Genomic DNA, 17536 nt, shown 5'->3' with positions numbered 1-17536 from the left:
GGCGATATGCCGGCGCAAAACAGACGTAACGCAGCAACTGGACTACCCGGCATTTTATTTACTGAGGATCTCTGATGAAAAACGTGATGCACTCCCTGCGAAGCGGTGATTGGCGCGCACTCGTCGCCTGCTTTCTGTATTTCGACACGGGCTTCACCGTCTGGGTGCTGTATGGGCCGCTCGCGCCGTTCATCAGCAAGAGCATCGCGATGACGCCGGCGCAGCAGGGGCTGCTCGTCGCGGTGCCGGTGTTGTCCGCGGCGATTCTGCGCGTGACGCTCGGCAATCTGTATCAGTCCGCGCATGGCAAACGCATTGCGTTGATGGGTGTGTTGCTGTCGGCGGTGCCGACGATCGTGCTGCCGTTGCTGCAATCGGTGCCGTCGTACGAAATGCTGCTGGTGCTCGGCGTGTTCCTCGGCGTCGGCGGCGCCAGCTTCGCGGTCGCGTTGCCGATGGCCGGCAGCAACTATCCGCCGAAAGTGCAGGGCCTCGTATTGGGGCTGGCCGCGGCCGGCAACATCGGCGCCGTGCTCGACGGCTTTCTGTTCCCGCAACTGGCGACGCGCTACGGTTGGCAACTCGCCGCTGGCGGCGCCTTGCCGCTGCTCGCGATCGCGGCGATCACGCTGTACTTCTGGGCCAACGACGCGGGCGTCAAAACCGGCAGCGTGCTGCGCGCCTTCGGCGGTTTCGCGACGACGCTGGTCGGCCTGATCGCGCTCGTGCTGCTCGTCGAAGCGGGGCTATTCGGCGCGGGCAAGACCGGCGTGCTGCTGCTGCCGGTGATCGGTGCGCTGCTGGCGATCGCGGTGCTGCCGCAACGCTACCGCTCGGTGCTCGCCGAGCGCGATACGTGGGTCATCATGCTCGTCTATAGCATCACGTTCGGCGGTTTCGTCGGCATGTCCTCGTATGTATCGCTGCTGCTGACCAACCTGTATCAACTGTCGAAAATCGACGCGGGCCTGTTCATGGCGCTGCTCGCCGCGACCGGCGCGATGGTGCGCCCGCTCGGCGGCCTGATTGCCGATCGCGTGTCGGGCGTGCGCGCGCTGACCGTGCTGCTGGCGATCATCGCGGTTTGCGATTTCCTGTTCGCGGCGGCGATGCCGTCGCTCGCGGGCGGCATTGCGTTGCTGCTGTGCCTCTATGTCGCGTTCGGACTCGGCAATGGCGCGACGTTCCAGCTCGTGCCGCATCGCTGGGCCGGCCGCACCGGGCTGATGTCCGGCATCGTCGGCGCGGCGGGCGGCATCGGCGGCTTCTATCTGCCGGTCGTGATGGGCATTGCGAAGGAGAGCACCGGCAGCTATCAAATGGGCTTCGCGACGTTCGGCACACTGTCTGCTTGCGCGTTCCTTGCGATCGTCGCGCTGCGCCGGCCGTGGATGGCGTGGTCGATGCAAACCGGCGTCATGCATGCGCATGCGACGGAGTAAGGCGCGGCGTGCGGCGTTCGATCGTACCGTCGCCGCACGCATCATGGTCTGAATAAAGCGCAGTCGAATGCTTGCATATCGGTCGCAGTGTTTGTAATATGCAGCCAGGAGGCTGCATATGAACTCATCGACCGATCGCATCGAAAAGCAGATTCTGTTGAAGGCGCCGCGCTCGCGCGTCTGGCGCGCGCTGTCCAACGCCGAGGAATTCGGCAAATGGTTCGGCGTGAACCTCACCGGCAAGCAGTTCGTCGCGGGGCAATCCACGCAGGGGCACATCACCTATCCGGGCTACGAGCATCTAGTGATGGACGTGCTGGTCGAGCGTGTCGAGCCCGAGCATCATCTGTCGTGGCGCTGGCATCCGGCCGCGATCGACATCACGATCGACTACACGCCGGAGCCGACCACGCTCGTGGAATTCGATCTGAGCGACGTCGAGTCCGGCACGCTGCTGCGCGTCGTCGAATCGGGCTTCGACCAGTTGCCGATCGGGCGCCGCGCGGAAGCGTTCCGGCTGAACGACGGCGGTTGGGCGCAGCAGATGGTCAACGTCGAACGATATGTCGGCGCGAGCTAAGGCGGCTTCCATGAGGGCGGCCCCCGCGAGGGCCGGCCTCAAGACGGCGACACTGCGCAGTTCGGCGGCGGTGTTCGCGGCGCTCGGTGACGAGACGCGTCTGCGTCTCGTCGCGGCGTTGTGCGCGGGCAGTGCGATGTCGATCGCACAGCTGACGGCCGGCACCGACATCACGCGGCAGTCGGTCACGCAGCATCTGCAGGTGCTGGCCGACGCGGGCCTCGTACATGACGTGAAGGTCGGACGCGAGCGCCTGTGGGCATTCGAGCCCGCGCATCTCGACGCGGCACGCCGCGCGCTCGACGCGATTTCGCGGCAGTGGGATCAGGCGCTGCTGAAGCTGAAGACGATGGTCGAAGAATGAAGGGCGGGCGTCCGTGGTGATTGCACGAACCGAGCGGGCACGCGGATTGGCCGCCTGCCGGTAGGCTGTGCGTGACGGCGGGTGCCGCATTTTTTACCGACCGCAAGCGGTGCTTGCGCACGGAAGCACGGAACAACGCAAAAAGGGGCCAAAAAATTGGCCCCATCCGCTGTACAAAGGGAGAAAGACGAGCCCGCGCCTAATCGGCGATCCGCTTGTCGGCCAGCGCGTTCTGGCAATCGGCCAGAACCTGCCGGACGAGCCGGGCTTGCGGGTCGAGTTCGTCGGTATCGAGAATTTCTTCAACCGCGTCGCGCGCCCAGTCGGCATCGACGAAGCGCGCGTGGCGCCGCGCGATTTCGACCGCGGTGGCCGACAGCTTCGCGACGCACAGCCAGTCGGCTTCGCGCGCGCGGCGGTCGAGCCACTTGTGCGCGGACTGCACGTGAAATGCCGCGTCGGGCCAGTCTTCGTTCAGATAATAAGCGCCGAGGCTTCCGCATGTGAGCCAGCACAACAGCTCCAGGCGGTCACGGGGACTCAGGTGTTGGCGTACATCACTCATGGCGACGCTCGCTGCAGTAAATGGCTTCCCGGTGAGGCCGGCGGGCGCCGTCCTCCGCTTATTACACACATTAGCATGCGGAATTCCCGGGCGGCAATTCCTGACCACCCCTAGAGTGCGGCGCCGCCACAGGCGGGTTTGCGGACGGTGCGTCAGCGTGGTGCGCCGGCGAACTGATCGCCCTGGGACGACCCACCGCAGCCGAAGCGCCGGCATTTACCGGCTTGCAGCGGTTCCCGGCGCGGTTTCAACGTTCGCCGCGCGTCGCGACGATGAAAAGCCGCGGAAACGGCAGCAGCACCGTGCCATCGGCGAGCGCCGGGTAGGCCTTGGCGATTTCTTCGCGATAGCGTTGCACAAACGCGCCGCGTTCGGCGTCGTCGAGCGCGGCGAGAAACGGCCGCAGCGCGCTGCCCTTGAACCAATCGACCACCGCGTCGGCGCCCGCGAGCGGGTGGTGATAGACCGTGCGCCACACGTCGACGCGCGCGCACAGCGGCTTGAGTAGCGCGTAGTACCAGTTTGCGTCGTAGCGCATGGTGCGCTCGACACCCTTCACCTTTGTCGCCCAAGGCCCGTCGATGGCGATTTCGCGCAGCAGCCGGTGCGCCGGTTCGTCGAGATTGTCGGGCATCTGCACGGCGAGGCTGCCGCCCCTGGCAAGTTTGGCCACCAACGCGGGGAACAGCCGCTCGTGGTCCGGCACCCATTGCAGCACCGCGTTCGCGAGGATCACGTCGTAAGGGCCGTGCGCGTCCCATGTCGCAACGTCGCTGATGTCGAAGCGGAATTGCGGCAGCCGCCCACGGGCCGCCGCGATCATGTCGGCGGAGCTGTCGATGCCGCTGACCGACGCGCCCGGCACCCGCTCGGCCAGCACCTCAGTCGAGTTGCCCGGGCCGCAGCCGATGTCGACCGCGAGCCGCGCGCCGTTCAAGGGCACCGCCGCGAGCAGATCGCGGACCGGCCGCGTGCGCTCGTTCTCGAACAACATGTACTGCTTCGCGTGCCAATCGCTGTGCTCGTTCGTGGTTTTGTCGGTCATCTTTGGCTCCTTCGCGGGGGTTCGTTGCGGCCATTCTCGGCCGCTGACAGCCCAGAGTAAAATGAATTTATGATCCCGATTACTTCATTTTTCTAATGAAAATCGACACGCTCGGCGTGCAGGCTTTCGTCGCGATTGCCGATCGCGGCAGCTTCCAGAGCGCGGCGGATACGCTACACGTGACGCAAACCGCGATCACGCAGCGGCTGCGCAAGCTCGAAAGCTATCTCGGCGTCACGCTGATCGAGCGCACCACACGTTCGATGGCGCTCACCGAAATCGGTCGCAATTTTCTGCCGCAGGCGCGTCGGCTGCTCGGCGAGCTGGCGGACGCGCTCGTCGAGATCCGCGAAACGGGCATCGCGCGACGCGGCGACGTGTCGATCGCGTGCGTGCCGACCGTCGGCGTGCAGTATCTGCCGCGCATCCTGCAGGCGTATTCGGCGCGCTATCCGCACAATCGCATCAAGATTCTCGATCACGCGTCGTCGGCGGTGGAGGAGGCCGTGTTGCGCAGAGAGGTCGAGTTCGGCATCAACATCGCGCGCGAGCATCATCCCGATCTCGCCACCGTGCCGCTCACCGAAGACCGCTACGTGCTGATCTGCCACGAGGACCATCCGCTCGCGAAGCGGCGGCGCATCGCATGGCGGCAGTTGCAGCCGTTCCCGCTGATTTTCGCCGGCGAGGTCAGCGGCAATCGCGCGCTGCTCGACGTCGCGTTGGAATCGAGCGAGCTCTCACTGCGTTCGTTCTACGAGGTGCAGCGCAGCTCGACCGCCGTCGGACTCGTCGCGCAACGCGTCGGCGCGGCCGTGGTGCCCGCGCTCGCACTGCAGAAGGGCGCGTATCCGAGCGTGCGCACCGTCGAGCTCACGCAGCCCACCGTGTCGCGCACGCTGGTGCTGGTCGCGCGCAAGACCGCGCAGTTGTCACCGGCCGCGCAGGCGCTGTACGACATGATCCGCGAACAGGCGACGCTGAAAACCGCATGACGGCGCGCCGCGCGCAAGGCAAACTGGCTGGCTTCCGAGTTTCATTCCTTCAAGCCATTCAATCCACGCGACACCCAACGACTCATGCTGCAGATACTCGGCAAGACCACCTCGATCAACGTGCGCAAGGTGTTGTGGACCTGCGCGGAACTCGGGCTTGCGTTCGAACAGGAAGACTGGGGCTCGGGCTTTCGCTCGACCGAGGCCGCCGAATTCCGCGCGCTGAACCCGAACGCGATGGTCCCCGTGATTCGCGACGGCGACTTCGTGTTGTGGGAATCGAACTCGATCATCCGTTACCTCGCAAACCGTTATCGCGGTGACGGGCTGTATCCGGCCGATCCGGTCGAGCGCGCGCGCTGTGATCAATGGATCGACTGGCAGGCGAGCGAATTGAACCGCTCGTGGAGCTACGCGTTTCTCGCGCTCGTGCGGCACTCGCCCGAGCATCAGGACCCGCGCAAGATCGCCGCGTCGTGCGCGAACTGGTCGAAGCATATGGCGATCGTCGAGCAGCAGCTCGCGCGCACCGGTGCGTATATCGCGGGCGACGCGTTTTCGCTCGCCGATATTCCGATCGCGCTGTCCGCGAACCGCTGGCGCGAAACGCCGCAGCAGCACGACGATTTGCCGGCGCTGGCCGCTTATATGGCGCGCCTGGCCGAGCGCGACGGGTATCGCAAGCATTGCCGAAACGGCACGCCGTAATCGTTGAATCGCGCGCTTCTGCAATCTGTCGATGCTTACAGAATCCTCCTTCCATGCTTACGCTCTGCTTGTGAATTCCCGTGCTCGACGGTTTCTGCGCGGTGCGCCCCGCGTCGCCTACAATGGCGGCCATTTAGCGACATTGAAGGTTCAACGATGCGGGTAACGAAATTCGCACTGGCTTTGCTGGCGGCGTGCTTCACTCTGAACGCGAGCGCGGAAATGACGGCCGCGCAATACAAGCGCTGGGCACACGCCGACAACAACTCGATCTATGCGGCGTACATCACCGGCACGATCAACGCGTTCGGCTGGGCGAACGGCGATCTGGTCGCGAGGAAACAGCCGCAACTGTTCTGTCCGCCACCAACGCTCGCGATCGGCAACCAGACGGTCTATCCGTTGCTCGATGCGTTCTTCGCGAATCATCCGGGCATTTCCGACGATTTTCCAATCGGGCTCGCGATTCTGCGCGCGTTGCAGGGCGCGTATCCGTGCTGACGTGTTGACGTGCTGACGTGTTGAAGGAGTGAGGGGAGGGAGGCGAGGAGGGGCAACATCAGCGGCGAACTCACGAAGCGGGCCCGCCCCCCGGTGGATCAAACCTGCACGAGATTCGGAATCTGCACGTCCGGATTGACGTCCGCGTCGTAATCGACGCCCTTCATTTCAAAGCCGAACAGGCGCAGGAAATCGGTCTTGTAGCCGGCGAAATCGGTGAGTTCGTAGATGTTGTCGTTGCTCACCTGGTTCCACAGCTCCTGCACGCGGCCTTGCACCTGCGGATCGAGTTCCTTGTAGTCGGCGCGCAGACGGCCTTCCTCGTCCAGATGCGGCTGGCTGCCATAGAGGCTGTCCTTGTACAGGCCGTAGACCTGCTCGATACAGCCTTCGTGCGTGCCTTTTTCCTTCATCACCTTGAAGAGCAGCGACAGATAGAGCGGCATCATCGGAATCGCCGAGCTTGCCTGCGTGACGACTGCCTTCAGCACCGCGACGCGCGCATCGCCGCCCTTGGCCGCGAGCTTTGAGCGGATGCCGAGCACTTTCTGGTCGAGATCTTTCTTGGCCGCGCCGATCGAGCCGTTCCAGTAGATGTCGTGGGTGATCTTCTCGCCCAAGTAGGTGAACGCGGTGGTCTTGGCACCGTCGGCGAGCACGCCGGCAACGCCCAACGCGTCCATCCACATCTGCCAGTCCTCGCCGCCCATCACCGCGACCGTGTGCGCGATTTCTTCCGGCGTCGCCGGTTCGAGCACGGTTTCCTTGATCACTTCCTTGTCGGTGTCGATGCCGCGCAGATTGACGGCCTTGCCGATCGGCTTGAGCACCGAGCTGAACACCTCACCGGTCTTCGGGTGCTGGCGCTTCGGCGCCGCGAGGCTATAGACGACCAGATCGACCTGGCCGAGATCGCGCTTGATCACTTCGATCGTGCGCGCCTTCACTTCGTCGGAGAATGCGTCGCCGTTGATGCTGGTCGCGTACAGGCCTTCGGCGGTGGCGAACTTCTCGAACGCCGCGGTGTTGTACCAGCCGGCCGTGCCAGCCTTGGTTTCGCTGCCGGCGCGCTCGAAGAACACACCGAGGGTCGACGCGCCCGAGCCGAACGCTGCGCTAATGCGGGCGGCAAGGCCATAGCCGGTCGACGCGCCGATCACGAGCACCTTCTTCGGGCCGTTGGCGATGGGGCCGCGTGCCTTCACATATTCGATCTGTTCCTTGACGTTGGCTTCGCAGCCGATCGGATGGGTCGATACACAAATGAAGCCACGCACACGCGGTTTGATGATCATGAAGCACCTCTTGTCGGAATTGGCGACATTATAGTGGCCCAGCCGGAGCCGCACTCCATGCCGCGAACGAAGCAAAAACCGGCGCCCCGCCACATCTTGGTACGATTGCGCCTTTCCCAGCCGACGACAGCAAGTGAAGCGCCTCTTTTCCTCCTTTCTGGCGGCCCTCGACAAAGGGCTGACGCTCGCGAACCCGCTGTTCGCGAAGGCCGCATGGCATCTGCGCCATCCGACCCGCCGCACGTTCGCGTGGGGGCTCGCCGCGCTGCCGGTGCTATTCGTACTGTACGTGCTGTTGCTGATTCCGTTCACGCCGAGCATCGGCGACATCCGCAAGGCCAAGATCGAGCAGCCCGCGCAGATCCTGTCGGCGGACGGCAAGCTGCTCGCCGAGTTCAAGCCGTCGAACCGCGAGTGGGTCAAGCTGAAGGACATCTCGCCGAACGTCGTCAACGCGCTGATCGCCACCGAGGATCACCGCTTCTATCAGCATTTCGGGCTCGACTGGCGGCGCACCGCTTCGGCCGCGCTGCACACGTTCTCCGGCGACCGCCAGGGCGGCTCGACGATCACGCAGCAGCTCGCGCGCAATCTGTATCCCGACGAAATCGGCCGCGCGCCGACGTTGACGCGCAAGCTGAAGGAAGCGATCACCGCACTGAAGATCGAGGCGTTCTACACGAAGGACGAGATCCTCGAAACCTACCTGAATACGGTCCCGTTCCTGTACAACGCGTACGGCATCGAGATGGCTGCGCGCACCTATTTCGACAAGTCCGCATCCGATCTGAACGTGCTCGAAGCGGCGACGCTGACCGGCATGCTGAAGGGCAACGCGTACTACAACCCGGTGCTGAACCCCGAGCGAGCCTTGCAGCGGCGCAATACGGTGCTCGCGCAGCTGGTCAAGTACGGCAAGCTGACACCCGCCCAATACGACACGCTCGCCCGCAAGCCGCTGCGTCTCGACTTCGAGCGCCAGATCGAGCCGCCCGGACCCGCCCCGCACTTCACGCAGCAACTGCGCAAATGGCTCGTCGCGTGGGCCGATCGCAACGACTACAACATCTATTCCGATGGACTCGTCGTGCGCACGACGATCGACTCGCGTCTGCAGACGATGGCGACCCAGGCGGTCACGCTGCAGGGCAACCAGTTGCAGAACATCGCAAACTCCGCGTGGGGCACGCGCGCGGGCTGCTCGGCGGACAAGGACCTGCTGCGCACGTTCCTGCGCGAAACGCCTGACTTCCGCGCGGCCAAAGACATGGGCCTCGCCGACGACGACGCGATGAAACGTCTGCTCGCCGATCGCAAGCTCGTGCAGAGCGTGTGCGACACGAAGACGCGCGTGCAGGCCGACTTCCTCGCAATGGACCCACGTACCGGCGAGATCAAGGCGTGGGTCGGCAGCCGCGACTTTGGCGTTGATCCGTTCGATCACGTGCAGCAGGCGCGCCGTCAGCCCGGCTCGACCTTCAAGCCGTTCGTCTACGCGGCGGCCTTCGAGGCCGGCGCGAAGCCGGACGACAAACTGCCGGACAATCCGGTTCAGATCGAACTCGCCGGCGGCGAAATCTGGAAGCCGAACGACGAGGACGAGCCGAGCGGCCGCATGATCAGCCTGCGCGACGCGCTCGCCTATTCGCGCAACCGCATCACCGCGCAGGTGATGGAGTCGGTAGGTCCGAATAGGGTTGCGAAGCTCGCGCGCGCGATGGGTGTGCGCGACAGCCAGCTCGACCCGGTGCCGTCGCTCGCGCTCGGCACGAGCCCGGTCACGCTTAAGGAAATGGTGTCGGCGTACGGCACGATCGCGAACCTCGGCGGCTACGTCGAGCCGCTGATGGTGACGCGCATCGAGGACCGCAACGGCAACCTGCTCGCCGAATTCAAGCCGGCCACGCCGAGTCGCGAGCTGCCCGCCGACACGGCGCGCACGCTGGTCGACGTGATGCGCGACGTGGTCAGCCGCGGCACCGGCGCGAGCATCCGCACGCGCTTCGGCGTGCGCGGCGATGTCGCGGGCAAGACCGGCACGACCCAGGGCAACGCGGATGGCTGGTTCATCCTGATGCAGCCGCAACTGGTGGCGGGGGCGTGGGTCGGCTTCAACGACAGCCGCGTGACGCTCCGCAGCGATTACTGGGGGCAGGGTGCGCATAGCGCGCTGCCGATCGTCGGCGATTTCTTCCAGCGCGCGCAGCGCTCGCGGCTCGTCGACAGCCACATGAAGTTCGATACCGCGCAGCAGCCGGGCTGGTTCGCCGAGCGCGCCGAGCGCTTGCGCGACTGGATCGGGCACCTGTTCGCGCGCACGCCGGCGCAGCCGGACAAGCAGGTCGTGGCGCGTGCTCCGGCGCGGCGCGCGCCGGTGGCGTCGGTGCAGCCGCCGGCGTCGGCCGTGGCGGCACCGGCGGCGGCGTCAGAGGCAGCGGGCGCGTCCGCGGTGCAGGGCGAAGCGCGCGCGTTGCCGCCGTTGCTGCCGGCGACGGGGTCGGGGTCGGGGTCGGAAGCGGCTCCCACGCCGGCGCCCGCCATTACCGTCGATGGCGAAACGCATGGCGGCGGTGCGGCAGCGCTCGCGCCGACCCCGACGCCGGACGACCTCGTGCCGCCCGATGCGACTGGTCAGGGCGGCGAAGGAGCGAATAACGGGGGCGAGGCGAACTGAACGCGACCCGGGCGCGCTGCCCGGGTGCGTATTGAAGGGGGTGCGGCAGAAGGGCTAGGACCTCGCGACGCCCGCTTCACCCGGCGGTCGCGCATGCGGATTGCCATGCGCCGTCTCCAGCGACGTGTCGTGATGCAGCAGCAACACCGCCGCCATACCGATGAGCCCCGCGCCCGCGAGACATAGCAGCCCGGCGCCGAAGCCGCCGGTGCTGTCCTTGATCCAGCCCATCGCGAACGGGCCGAAGAAACCCGCCAGATTGCCGAGCGAATTGATCGCGGCGATGCCGCCCGCGGCCGCCGCGCCCGACAGGAACGCGGCCGGCAAAGTCCAGATTACCGGCAGGCAACCGAAGATGCCGAAGCCGGCAATCGACAGCGCGATCATCTTCTGCACCGGATCGTCGAGGCCGGCCGCGGCTGCGATGCCGGCCGCCGCGACGAACAGCGCAATCGCGACGTGCCAGCGGCGTTCGAGGTGGCGATCCGAATGCCGTCCCCACAAAATCATGCTGACGAGGCCGACCACATACGGCAGCGATGTCACGAAACCCGTCTGCAGATTAGTGAGGCCGAACGACTTGACGATCTGCGGCAGGAAGAAGCTCAGGCCGTAGTTGGTCGCGTTCGCCCCGAAATAGATCAGCGCGATGGCGAGCACGCGCGGATTGATCAGCGCCTCCTTCACGCTGAAGTGGCGCACCGCCTCGCGATGCTCACGCTCCTGCTTCTGCCGCGCGATCAGCCAGTCGCGCTCCTCGGTGCTGAGCCAGGTGGCGTCGGCGGGCTTGTCGGTCAGATACAACAGCACCGCGACCGACAGCAATACCGCCGGCGCCGCCTCGATCAGATACAGCCACTGCCAGCCGCCGAGTCCGCCGCGGCCGTCGAGCGACAGCAGCGCGCCGGAGATCGGGCCGCCGATCACCGTCGACAGCGGAATCGCCGCCATGAAATAGCCGACCACGCGCCCGCGATACGCGGCCGGAAACCACAAGGTCAGCAGAAAGATGATGCCCGGGAAAAAGCCGGCCTCGGCGACGCCAAGCAGAATGCGCAGGCCGAAAAACACGTGCGCGGGCGAGACCCCGGTGAAGCGCGAGATGTCCGGGATGAACGCCATCGCGCCCGCGAGAATACCCCACGTAAACATGATCCGCGCGATCCAGCGGCGCGCGCCGAATCGTTCGAGCAGCAGGTTCGACGGCACTTCGAAAAAGAAGTACGCGATAAAGAACACGCCCGCGCCGAAGCCGAACGCGCTCGCGGACAGATCGAGCGCCTTGTTCATCTGCAAGGCCGCGAAGCCGACGTTGACGCGATCGAGATAGGCGATGAAATAGCACAGGATCAGGAACGGCACGAGCCGAACCGTGACGCGCTGAAGGGTACGTGCCTCGAGATCCATATATGTCTCCTCCGGTTCGGCGACCGGTGTATGCCGCTATGTGGTGGGGTCCGTCTGCGGTTCGAAATGCCTGTCCGTCGAACAGGCATCGTTACAGACTAGACGCTCAATAGGGATTCCGGAAGGTCTTTTGTGAACCATGTGGTCCGCTCATTGCCGACGCCGTCGCGGCGTGGCGCTCGTGTCCATTGTTAGGACTCGCGCAACAGTGTTTTCGGTTGTATCGGCTGATCCTGGGCGAACGATTCCGGATAATTACTGCCTGACCAGTCAGTTAAAAATGCAGGTGATCCACGATGTCGAATCAGGGTTCGGACATGCTTGCTGAGGCGCGCAAAACGGTGCGGGTACGCGAAGTCGCGTCCGTCGCGCGAGCGGAAAGCACGGAAAGGAAGAGGGCGCCGCTGCACGCGCGCATGCGCGGGGTGGCGGCGGTGGCGCTCGCGTGCGCGAGTCTCGTCGGGTGCGCGTCGAGCACGGATGTGGTCGCGAGCGGCAAGCCCGGCAGCTACACGGTCGCCGCCAGCGCGACCGGAGGACGCATGGCCTGGGCGCGCGCGCACGAACTCGCGATGAACGAAGCGCGCGACTACTGCGATCGTCGCGGTATGCAAAGCAGCGTGAATACGGAGACGGTCAGCGGCGGCAGCGCGATGACCGAGCACGAGTCGTCGGTCAGTTTCGAGTGTCATCCGCGGTTCTGACGCAGCGTTGCGCGCGGGCGGCGGGCGCCGCCGCCCCATGACGATCACCTTGTGATGCGCGCCGGGCTTCTCTATCCACGATTCGCCCGTTGTGCCGGCCGAGCTGTCCGACGATGCCGCCGTCTTCCGTGTGCAGGTAGGTCACGCCGGTCCGCGTGATGCTATCGATGAACGCCTTGAACGCAGACGGCATCGACCAGTTGTACATCGGCATGGCGAACACCAGCGCGACGGCGGCGAGAAGGCGCGCGTACAGGGCATCCGATGACGCCCGCATCGCCGCCGTGTGCTCGTGCGCGGGCGTGTATCAAGGTAACCACTCATCGCGACTCGCGTGGTGACATGCGCCGGGACGCCGGCAGTCTTCAGTCTTCGGGTGGTTTGGCGTTGGTCGAACGTTTAATGAACGGTGCGCCCGAGAAGCCCACCGTCGCGCGGCCCTGCACGGGTGATTTTTCGCGGGCGCGGCGGGCAGGGCGCGCGGACGTTTTTTCTGTTCGTGCCGTCTCGATCTGCCGCGAGAGCGTGTCGATACGCTGGCGCAACAGGTCGGTCGCCGCCACGCGTTCAGCCAGCAACGTATCCTTTTCCGCAAGCTGCCCGCGGGTCGCGGCATGCCGCGCAGCGGAGACAGCCAGTTCCGCCTTCGATGCGGCCAACTCATCCCGCAGCGCGTTCCGCTCAGCCCGCGATTCGGCTTCGAGCGTCGCCGCCCGCTCGTGACTCGCCTGAAGCTCCTTGCGCAAACGTTGCGCCGCCGCTCGTTCACCGTCGATTTCGAGCAAGGTGCGCTTTTCCGCCGCGGCGAGCCGCTGCTCGTTCTGCTCGTGCGAGCGGCGCAGCTTCGCGAGTTCGTCGGCGAAATCGCGGCGGGCATCGGCGAGCGCGGCGGCTCCTGCTGCGATTTCTTCCTTCGATGTCGCCAGTTGCGCCGTCAGCATGTCGTTAGCGGTCTGCAGCTCGACGATGCGCGCGTCGAGTCCGGAAATCCGCGCGCGCAGGGTCGCGACATCGTTGGCCGCCTGTTCGGCTTTGTCGACGGCGTCCTGACGCTGCCTGTCGTGTTGCCTGGCCTGTTCTTGCGCAGCGGCGATTTGCGCGTCCGCGTCGTGCCTGAACACGTCGAGCGCGCCGTTCGCGGCGTCGCTCGACAGACGCCACAGCTGGGCCGCGAATTCGCCGGCAGCCGCTGCGACCTCGGGCGGCAAGTCCGGACGGCCGACGTCCACACGCGTCTTGTCGCGCACGTCGGTCCAGAAATCCCGCAACGCTTTGGCCGGCGCGCTCATGCTGCCTTTGCGCACCAGCTGGTACAGGCGGTTCGCGGTCGGTGTCTCGCCGTAACGGAAAAACAGCAACGCGCAGACCTCGCGATAAAGCGTCTGCGTGTCTGACGCGTTTTGACGGACGACTTCGATGTCGGCTTCGAGGGTCATGGTGGGAGCTGCTTTGGGAATATCGATATGTTGATAATACAACGTAAAACGCATCAAATACTACACAATTCGATGTTCTACACGACATTAGTACTATAATGTCGTGTTTATGGTTGGCGTGCGGATTGTCCGATCGCCAGGCGTCTGTTTGCATGAGTTTGTTACCGGTTTTGCATAACCTCGTAACCGTTCTCTAGGAGGCCGTATCGAGCGGGCTTTCGACTCTGTTTGATGCGCTTTCCTTTCTGCGGCTGACGCTCGCGACGACCGAGTTTTGGCTTGAATGGCAAGAAACCGTACAGCGGCAGCTCTGTCAGCATCGTGGGCAACTTGTCGTCCAGTGAAGCTAGCGCGCCTTTGGCGTCTCTATTGATACCCGGCGGCCTTGCGGTAATGCAACTCCTACCTCGCATAGCAGTCCGCGAAGCTGGTTGACCTGCATGACGCGGATTAGGAACAGTTGCTGGTGTACGCGGTGCATGGTCAGCATCGCCTGCTGGTCTTCAGTCTTGACGGCAACGAACCGCATGCTTGGACTCTGGGCCGCTTCCCAGATCGCCGCAGCTGCGTTATTCCTGTTTGATTTCACGAGCGGCCGTGCGAGCTGGGCTTCGATGAGCCGCACGTCGTGGCCAAGCCGCGTCAGGACTCGCGGTCGATGGTGCGCGCTGCCGCGCCTCCATGACCACGCGACTTACAGGCCGGTTCACGAAGAACGGCACGAGCCAGGCGCGTCTGGTCAAAATCGATTTGGGTTCTTCCGATTGGCCCAAACCGGTTCATGCTCCGGCCTGTATGTTCTGGACCAAACTTGCGGCCAAATCGAACTGTGACGCAGCACTTATAACGAGCGGCAGACTTGCTTTATGGAATGGCTGGAAAGGACCGCTAGAACTAGGCGCGGACAATAAGCTTCGCCCTCTTCTCTGATGACGGATCAGGAAGTCAAGGGGCGAGGATCCGCCACCCTCCTCCTCCAGTTATCTGCCGGGCTCGCCCGCGCAAGAAATAATCCCTTGAACTCCTGATTGACGCGCTGCTCCGCATTGACTTAGGTTTTTTGTTACCAAGCGGCGCCTGTTGTTGCTTCGGCAATTGGCTGCAAGTCGGTGCGGATGGAGCTTCCCAGATCACACCGACCGCCGTTCATGCGTCAGGCGGAAGTTTCGCCACCCGCGTCGCCGCATTCAAACCACACTGATGCCCACATCGATGTTCCCGCGCGTCGCCTTCGAGTACGGGCAAGTCTCGTGTGCTGTGCGCGCCAGCGCCTCGGCGACTTCGCGCTCCACACCTGGCAGGCTGACGTTTAGCCGAGCCTGCAGAAAGTAAGCGCCATCGGTGATGCACAGATCGACCTCGGCGTCGACGGCCGTATCGGGGGGCAGCGCGACCTTCATCTTCGCGGCCGCCAATCCCATTGCGCCGATGAAACAGGCGGACCAGCCGGCCGCGAACATCTGCTCGGGATTCGTCCCGCCGCCCGTTGATCCTGGTGCCGCGAGTCTGACGTCGAGGCGTCCGTCGGAACTGCGCGATGCGCCGTCGCGTCCACCCGTCGTGTGGGTCTGGCCCGTGTACAACACTTTGTCGATTCGAGACATGATGAATTCCTTGCCGTAGCGGCTCAGTGATGCGAATAGGTGGAAACAGTATCCCGGACGGTGAGCCGGAAACCCGACTGCGATGTCGTATCGGACATATCGCCGAACGCTCGGTTACTGTAATCGGCGCCGCCCTGATCTATGACGATAGGTTCAGCTTCCGCGATAGAGCGTGCGGAGACTGGCGAGCTGACCATCCTGCTGCGCCCGCATCAATTCGTGGCGCACGTCGGCACGCGTCTTCGGCGACGCGCCGATACGGCTCGTACCGGATTGCTCCGTCTGCGCGACAGCGGACGTCGTGGCGCTCTCGGCGGCCTGAGCTGCGCCCGAAACGGCGAATGCTGCAAAAGCTAAAGCGACGATCGAAGTTTTCATGCTGTTCTCCTTGAAACGATTAGTGGTGGTAAAACGCCCGGAATACATCGGTTGGATGGCAACTCGGCGCGCTCCGTCGTTAATATTTTCAGCGCGCCGACGCATCTGACGTGTGTCGTGAACCGGGCGTTTTGCAAGACTGTGTATCCGCGGCTCCGTGGATTCATTTCAATCCGGAAAGCTGCGTACGCCGCACAATTTTTGCGCGAGCAACTGCCTGCTCGCCGCCGCGGGCGGCTCGTTTTTGCCTTCGCCGAACCCAGCAAGGATCACGTGTCCCTGCTTGTCGATAAAGTAGAAGCGACCAGATACCAGGCGCTTGATGTCACTAACCTGCTGAGATGTGGGCTCCTGGCGCCGGTTGCTGCCACGAATTCGTGCTAGAGCAACCGGCGGAACCTCACTGTTGTCGGCGCTCCTGTCTGAACGCCGCGCGGAGCTCCTGAGCAAAGAGCTGCGGTTGTTCCCACGCTGCGAAGTGGCCGCCCTTGTTCACCTCATGGAAATAGCTGAGATTGTGATAGCTGCGCTCGGTCCAGCTCCGCGGCGCCCGATAGATCTCGCCGGGAAAAACCGTCACTGCGACCGGGACGGAAATATCGGCGGTCTTCTGTTCCACGGCGTTGAAGTTGTTGTTGTTGTTCTCCCAGTAGAGCCGCCCCGACGAGGTCGATGTGTTCGTGACCCAGTACAACGTGATGTCGTCGAGCATCTCATCCCTGGTGAGTGAGCGCTCGGGGTCGCCGCCGCTATAGGTCCAGGCCGCGAACTTGTCGTACATCCAGGCCGCCTGACCGGCGGGTGAATCAGCCAGGCCGTAGCCCTCGGTTTGCGGGCGAGTGACCATCATGGCGGCATAGCCGCCGCCCTTTTTGTAGAGGTTGGCGAGCGATTCGTACGCGGCCTTTTCCACCTCGGACAGCCCGGCCGGCGCCGGTTCGCCACTGTTTAGCGCCTTCGCGACCTCCGGTGGCACCGTCGCAGGCATATTGACGTGAATGCCCAGCAGCCCTGCCGGCGCCTGACGCCCCATCGCATCCGCCACCACCGATCCCCAATCGCCGCCTTGAGATACATACTGCTTGTATCCCAGACGCTTCATCAGCACATCCCACGCCCGCGCTATGTGATCGGGACCCCAGCCAACGCCGGTGGGTTTGCCGGAGAAGCCATAGCCGGGCATCGAGGGGATGACGACATCGAAGGCGTCCTCCGCACGGCCGCCATAAGCCGTAGGATCGGTGAGTGGACCGATGGCCTTTTCAATTTCCAGAGGCGAGCCTGGCCAGCCGTGAGTGACGATCAGCGGCAGCGCGTTCGTATGACGGGACTTCACGTGGATGAACTGGATATCGACGCCGTCGATCGTGGTCACGAACATCGGCAGGGCATTCAGCCTGGCCTCCGTCTTACGCCAGTCGTAGTCGGTTCCCCAGTAGTGCACCAGTGCCTGGATCTTCGCCTCCTGCACGCCCTGGGATTGATCGGCCACGGTTTCCTTGTCGGGCCACCGGGTGGCCGCGATTCGGCGGCGCAGGTCGACGAGTGTTTCGTCTGGAACGTGAACGTGGAAAGGACGGATCGAGTCGTCTTCAGCCGCTGCGTGTGGTATCGCCGAAGGCTGTTCCGCCGCCGGAACTGCATGCGCGTAACTGAAGCCAGCGGCCAGGAACAGGCCGAGTACGGCCGCGGCTGAAGAGAACGCGCTGCGCCGGGTCGGCACCGTCGAAACTATAGGCATGGTGATACTCCTTGAAAAAGGATGCGCGGCCTTGCGCGCCCACGGTTACGGGCACCGTTTCCGTATCGCATCAATACCGCTTGCATTCGCGCGATCG

Annotated in this window: 16 protein-coding genes and 2 pseudogenes; 8 read left to right on the top strand and 10 right to left on the bottom strand. The window is 64.3% G+C overall.

What is annotated here, in order from left to right:
* Positions 1-74: 74 nt before the first annotated feature.
* The 3 genes from OKW45_RS22705 to OKW45_RS22695 all read left to right on the top strand — a co-directional run bounded on the left by OKW45_RS22705 (position 75) and on the right by OKW45_RS22695 (position 2386).
* Positions 75-1442: an MFS transporter gene (locus OKW45_RS22705; RefSeq protein ID WP_429471266.1), complete on the top strand. Its 1368-nt coding sequence runs from the start codon at positions 75-77 to the stop codon at positions 1440-1442.
* 118 nt (positions 1443-1560) lie between these two features.
* Entirely contained in the window at positions 1561-2022 is a 462-nt protein-coding gene (locus tag OKW45_RS22700; RefSeq protein ID WP_429471264.1) for an SRPBCC family protein, read from the top strand.
* Positions 2006-2386 carry an ArsR/SmtB family transcription factor gene (locus tag OKW45_RS22695; RefSeq protein ID WP_429471262.1) on the top strand — a complete coding sequence of 127 codons (381 nt, stop codon included), beginning with the start codon at positions 2006-2008 and terminating at the stop codon, positions 2384-2386. The genes OKW45_RS22700 and OKW45_RS22695 overlap by 17 nt, the downstream gene beginning before the upstream one ends.
* A 199-nt stretch (positions 2387-2585) precedes the next feature.
* On the opposite strand, the gene OKW45_RS22690 is transcribed toward OKW45_RS22695, so the two are convergent.
* Together OKW45_RS22690 and tam are read right to left on the bottom strand one after the other, a co-directional pair.
* Positions 2586-2951, bottom strand: a complete 366-nt coding sequence (locus tag OKW45_RS22690) for a hypothetical protein (protein WP_026225375.1) — start codon at positions 2949-2951, stop codon at positions 2586-2588.
* A gap of 247 nt (positions 2952-3198) precedes the next feature.
* Positions 3199-3996, bottom strand: coding sequence for a trans-aconitate 2-methyltransferase (tam, locus tag OKW45_RS22685; RefSeq protein ID WP_429471260.1), 798 nt, complete (start codon positions 3994-3996; stop codon positions 3199-3201).
* Positions 3997-4091: 95 nt separating this feature from the next.
* On the opposite strand from tam, the gene OKW45_RS22680 reads away from it, so the two are divergent.
* The 3 genes from OKW45_RS22680 to OKW45_RS22670 all read left to right on the top strand — a co-directional run bounded on the left by OKW45_RS22680 (position 4092) and on the right by OKW45_RS22670 (position 6200).
* Positions 4092-4991, top strand: a complete 900-nt coding sequence (locus tag OKW45_RS22680; protein ID WP_429471258.1) for a LysR family transcriptional regulator — start codon at positions 4092-4094, stop codon at positions 4989-4991.
* 84 nt (positions 4992-5075) lie between these two features.
* A complete protein-coding gene (locus OKW45_RS22675) occupies positions 5076-5699 on the top strand; it encodes a glutathione S-transferase family protein (protein ID WP_429471257.1) in 624 nt (207 codons plus the stop codon).
* A 156-nt stretch (positions 5700-5855) separates the two neighbouring features.
* Positions 5856-6200, top strand: a complete 345-nt coding sequence (locus tag OKW45_RS22670) for a Rap1a family protein (RefSeq protein ID WP_184003650.1) — start codon at positions 5856-5858, stop codon at positions 6198-6200.
* Positions 6201-6298: 98 nt separating this feature from the next.
* Here the strand turns inward: OKW45_RS22670 and fabV are convergent, their stop codons facing one another.
* Positions 6299-7495, bottom strand: a complete 1197-nt coding sequence (gene fabV, locus OKW45_RS22665; RefSeq protein WP_429471255.1) for an enoyl-ACP reductase FabV — start codon at positions 7493-7495, stop codon at positions 6299-6301.
* Between the two features lie 133 nt (positions 7496-7628).
* Between fabV and OKW45_RS22660 the strand changes: the two genes are divergently transcribed.
* Positions 7629-10169 carry a penicillin-binding protein 1A gene (locus tag OKW45_RS22660; RefSeq protein ID WP_429471253.1) on the top strand — a complete coding sequence of 847 codons (2541 nt, stop codon included), beginning with the start codon at positions 7629-7631 and terminating at the stop codon, positions 10167-10169.
* A gap of 54 nt (positions 10170-10223) precedes the next feature.
* On the opposite strand, the gene OKW45_RS22655 is transcribed toward OKW45_RS22660, so the two are convergent.
* Positions 10224-11576 (bottom strand): MFS transporter, encoded by a 1353-nt coding sequence (locus OKW45_RS22655; RefSeq protein ID WP_429471251.1) that lies wholly within the window; start codon positions 11574-11576, stop codon positions 10224-10226.
* 296 nt (positions 11577-11872) lie between these two features.
* Here OKW45_RS22655 and OKW45_RS22650 point away from each other — a divergent pair, with 296 nt between their 5' ends.
* Positions 11873-12280: a hypothetical protein gene (locus OKW45_RS22650; RefSeq protein ID WP_018417980.1), complete on the top strand. Its 408-nt coding sequence runs from the start codon at positions 11873-11875 to the stop codon at positions 12278-12280.
* A gap of 90 nt (positions 12281-12370) precedes the next feature.
* Here OKW45_RS22650 and OKW45_RS22645 read toward each other — a convergent pair.
* The 6 genes and pseudogenes from OKW45_RS22645 to OKW45_RS22620 all read right to left on the bottom strand — a co-directional run.
* Positions 12371-12587 (bottom strand): annotated as a pseudogene (locus OKW45_RS22645) (NAD(P)H-dependent oxidoreductase); the annotation flags it as partial.
* A 58-nt stretch (positions 12588-12645) separates the two neighbouring features.
* Positions 12646-13716, bottom strand: coding sequence for a DNA-binding protein (locus OKW45_RS22640; protein ID WP_429471249.1), 1071 nt, complete (start codon positions 13714-13716; stop codon positions 12646-12648).
* Positions 13717-14024: 308 nt separating this feature from the next.
* A pseudogene (locus OKW45_RS22635) lies at positions 14025-14453 on the bottom strand (transposase); the annotation flags it as partial.
* Between the two features lie 450 nt (positions 14454-14903).
* Positions 14904-15320 (bottom strand): organic hydroperoxide resistance protein, encoded by a 417-nt coding sequence (locus OKW45_RS22630; RefSeq protein WP_429471247.1) that lies wholly within the window; start codon positions 15318-15320, stop codon positions 14904-14906.
* Between the two features lie 153 nt (positions 15321-15473).
* Positions 15474-15803, bottom strand: coding sequence for a DUF4148 domain-containing protein (locus OKW45_RS22625; protein WP_429471245.1), 330 nt, complete (start codon positions 15801-15803; stop codon positions 15474-15476).
* Between the two features lie 295 nt (positions 15804-16098).
* On the bottom strand, positions 16099-17439 hold the full coding sequence (locus OKW45_RS22620) for an epoxide hydrolase family protein (protein WP_429471243.1): 1341 nt from the start codon (positions 17437-17439) through the stop codon (positions 16099-16101).
* Positions 17440-17536: the final 97 nt, after the last annotated feature.

The sequence above is a fragment of the Paraburkholderia lebeckiae genome (assembly GCF_050436225.1).
Lineage (GTDB): Bacteria > Pseudomonadota > Gammaproteobacteria > Burkholderiales > Burkholderiaceae > Paraburkholderia > Paraburkholderia tuberum.
This window is presented reverse-complemented; position numbering and strand designations above follow the sequence as displayed.

What these genes read in the sequence shown, in the direction of transcription:
- OKW45_RS22700 (WP_429471264.1), top strand. Translation starts at nt 1,561, where the DNA reads ATGAACTCATCGACCGATCGCATCGAAAAGCAGATTCTGTTGAAGGCG.
- OKW45_RS22690 (WP_026225375.1), bottom strand. Translation starts at nt 2,951, where the DNA reads ATGAGTGATGTACGCCAACACCTGAGTCCCCGTGACCGCCTGGAGCTG.
- OKW45_RS22650 (WP_018417980.1), top strand. Translation starts at nt 11,873, where the DNA reads ATGTCGAATCAGGGTTCGGACATGCTTGCTGAGGCGCGCAAAACGGTG.
- OKW45_RS22620 (WP_429471243.1), bottom strand. Translation starts at nt 17,439, where the DNA reads ATGCCTATAGTTTCGACGGTGCCGACCCGGCGCAGCGCGTTCTCTTCA.
- OKW45_RS22705 (WP_429471266.1), top strand. Translation starts at nt 75, where the DNA reads ATGAAAAACGTGATGCACTCCCTGCGAAGCGGTGATTGGCGCGCACTC.
- OKW45_RS22640 (WP_429471249.1), bottom strand. Translation starts at nt 13,716, where the DNA reads ATGACCCTCGAAGCCGACATCGAAGTCGTCCGTCAAAACGCGTCAGAC.
- OKW45_RS22655 (WP_429471251.1), bottom strand. Translation starts at nt 11,576, where the DNA reads ATGGATCTCGAGGCACGTACCCTTCAGCGCGTCACGGTTCGGCTCGTG.
- OKW45_RS22625 (WP_429471245.1), bottom strand. Translation starts at nt 15,803, where the DNA reads ATGCGTCGGCGCGCTGAAAATATTAACGACGGAGCGCGCCGAGTTGCC.
- OKW45_RS22680 (WP_429471258.1), top strand. Translation starts at nt 4,092, where the DNA reads ATGAAAATCGACACGCTCGGCGTGCAGGCTTTCGTCGCGATTGCCGAT.
- fabV (WP_429471255.1), bottom strand. Translation starts at nt 7,495, where the DNA reads ATGATCATCAAACCGCGTGTGCGTGGCTTCATTTGTGTATCGACCCAT.
- OKW45_RS22695 (WP_429471262.1), top strand. Translation starts at nt 2,006, where the DNA reads ATGTCGGCGCGAGCTAAGGCGGCTTCCATGAGGGCGGCCCCCGCGAGG.
- OKW45_RS22670 (WP_184003650.1), top strand. Translation starts at nt 5,856, where the DNA reads ATGCGGGTAACGAAATTCGCACTGGCTTTGCTGGCGGCGTGCTTCACT.
- OKW45_RS22675 (WP_429471257.1), top strand. Translation starts at nt 5,076, where the DNA reads ATGCTGCAGATACTCGGCAAGACCACCTCGATCAACGTGCGCAAGGTG.
- OKW45_RS22630 (WP_429471247.1), bottom strand. Translation starts at nt 15,320, where the DNA reads ATGTCTCGAATCGACAAAGTGTTGTACACGGGCCAGACCCACACGACG.
- tam (WP_429471260.1), bottom strand. Translation starts at nt 3,996, where the DNA reads ATGACCGACAAAACCACGAACGAGCACAGCGATTGGCACGCGAAGCAG.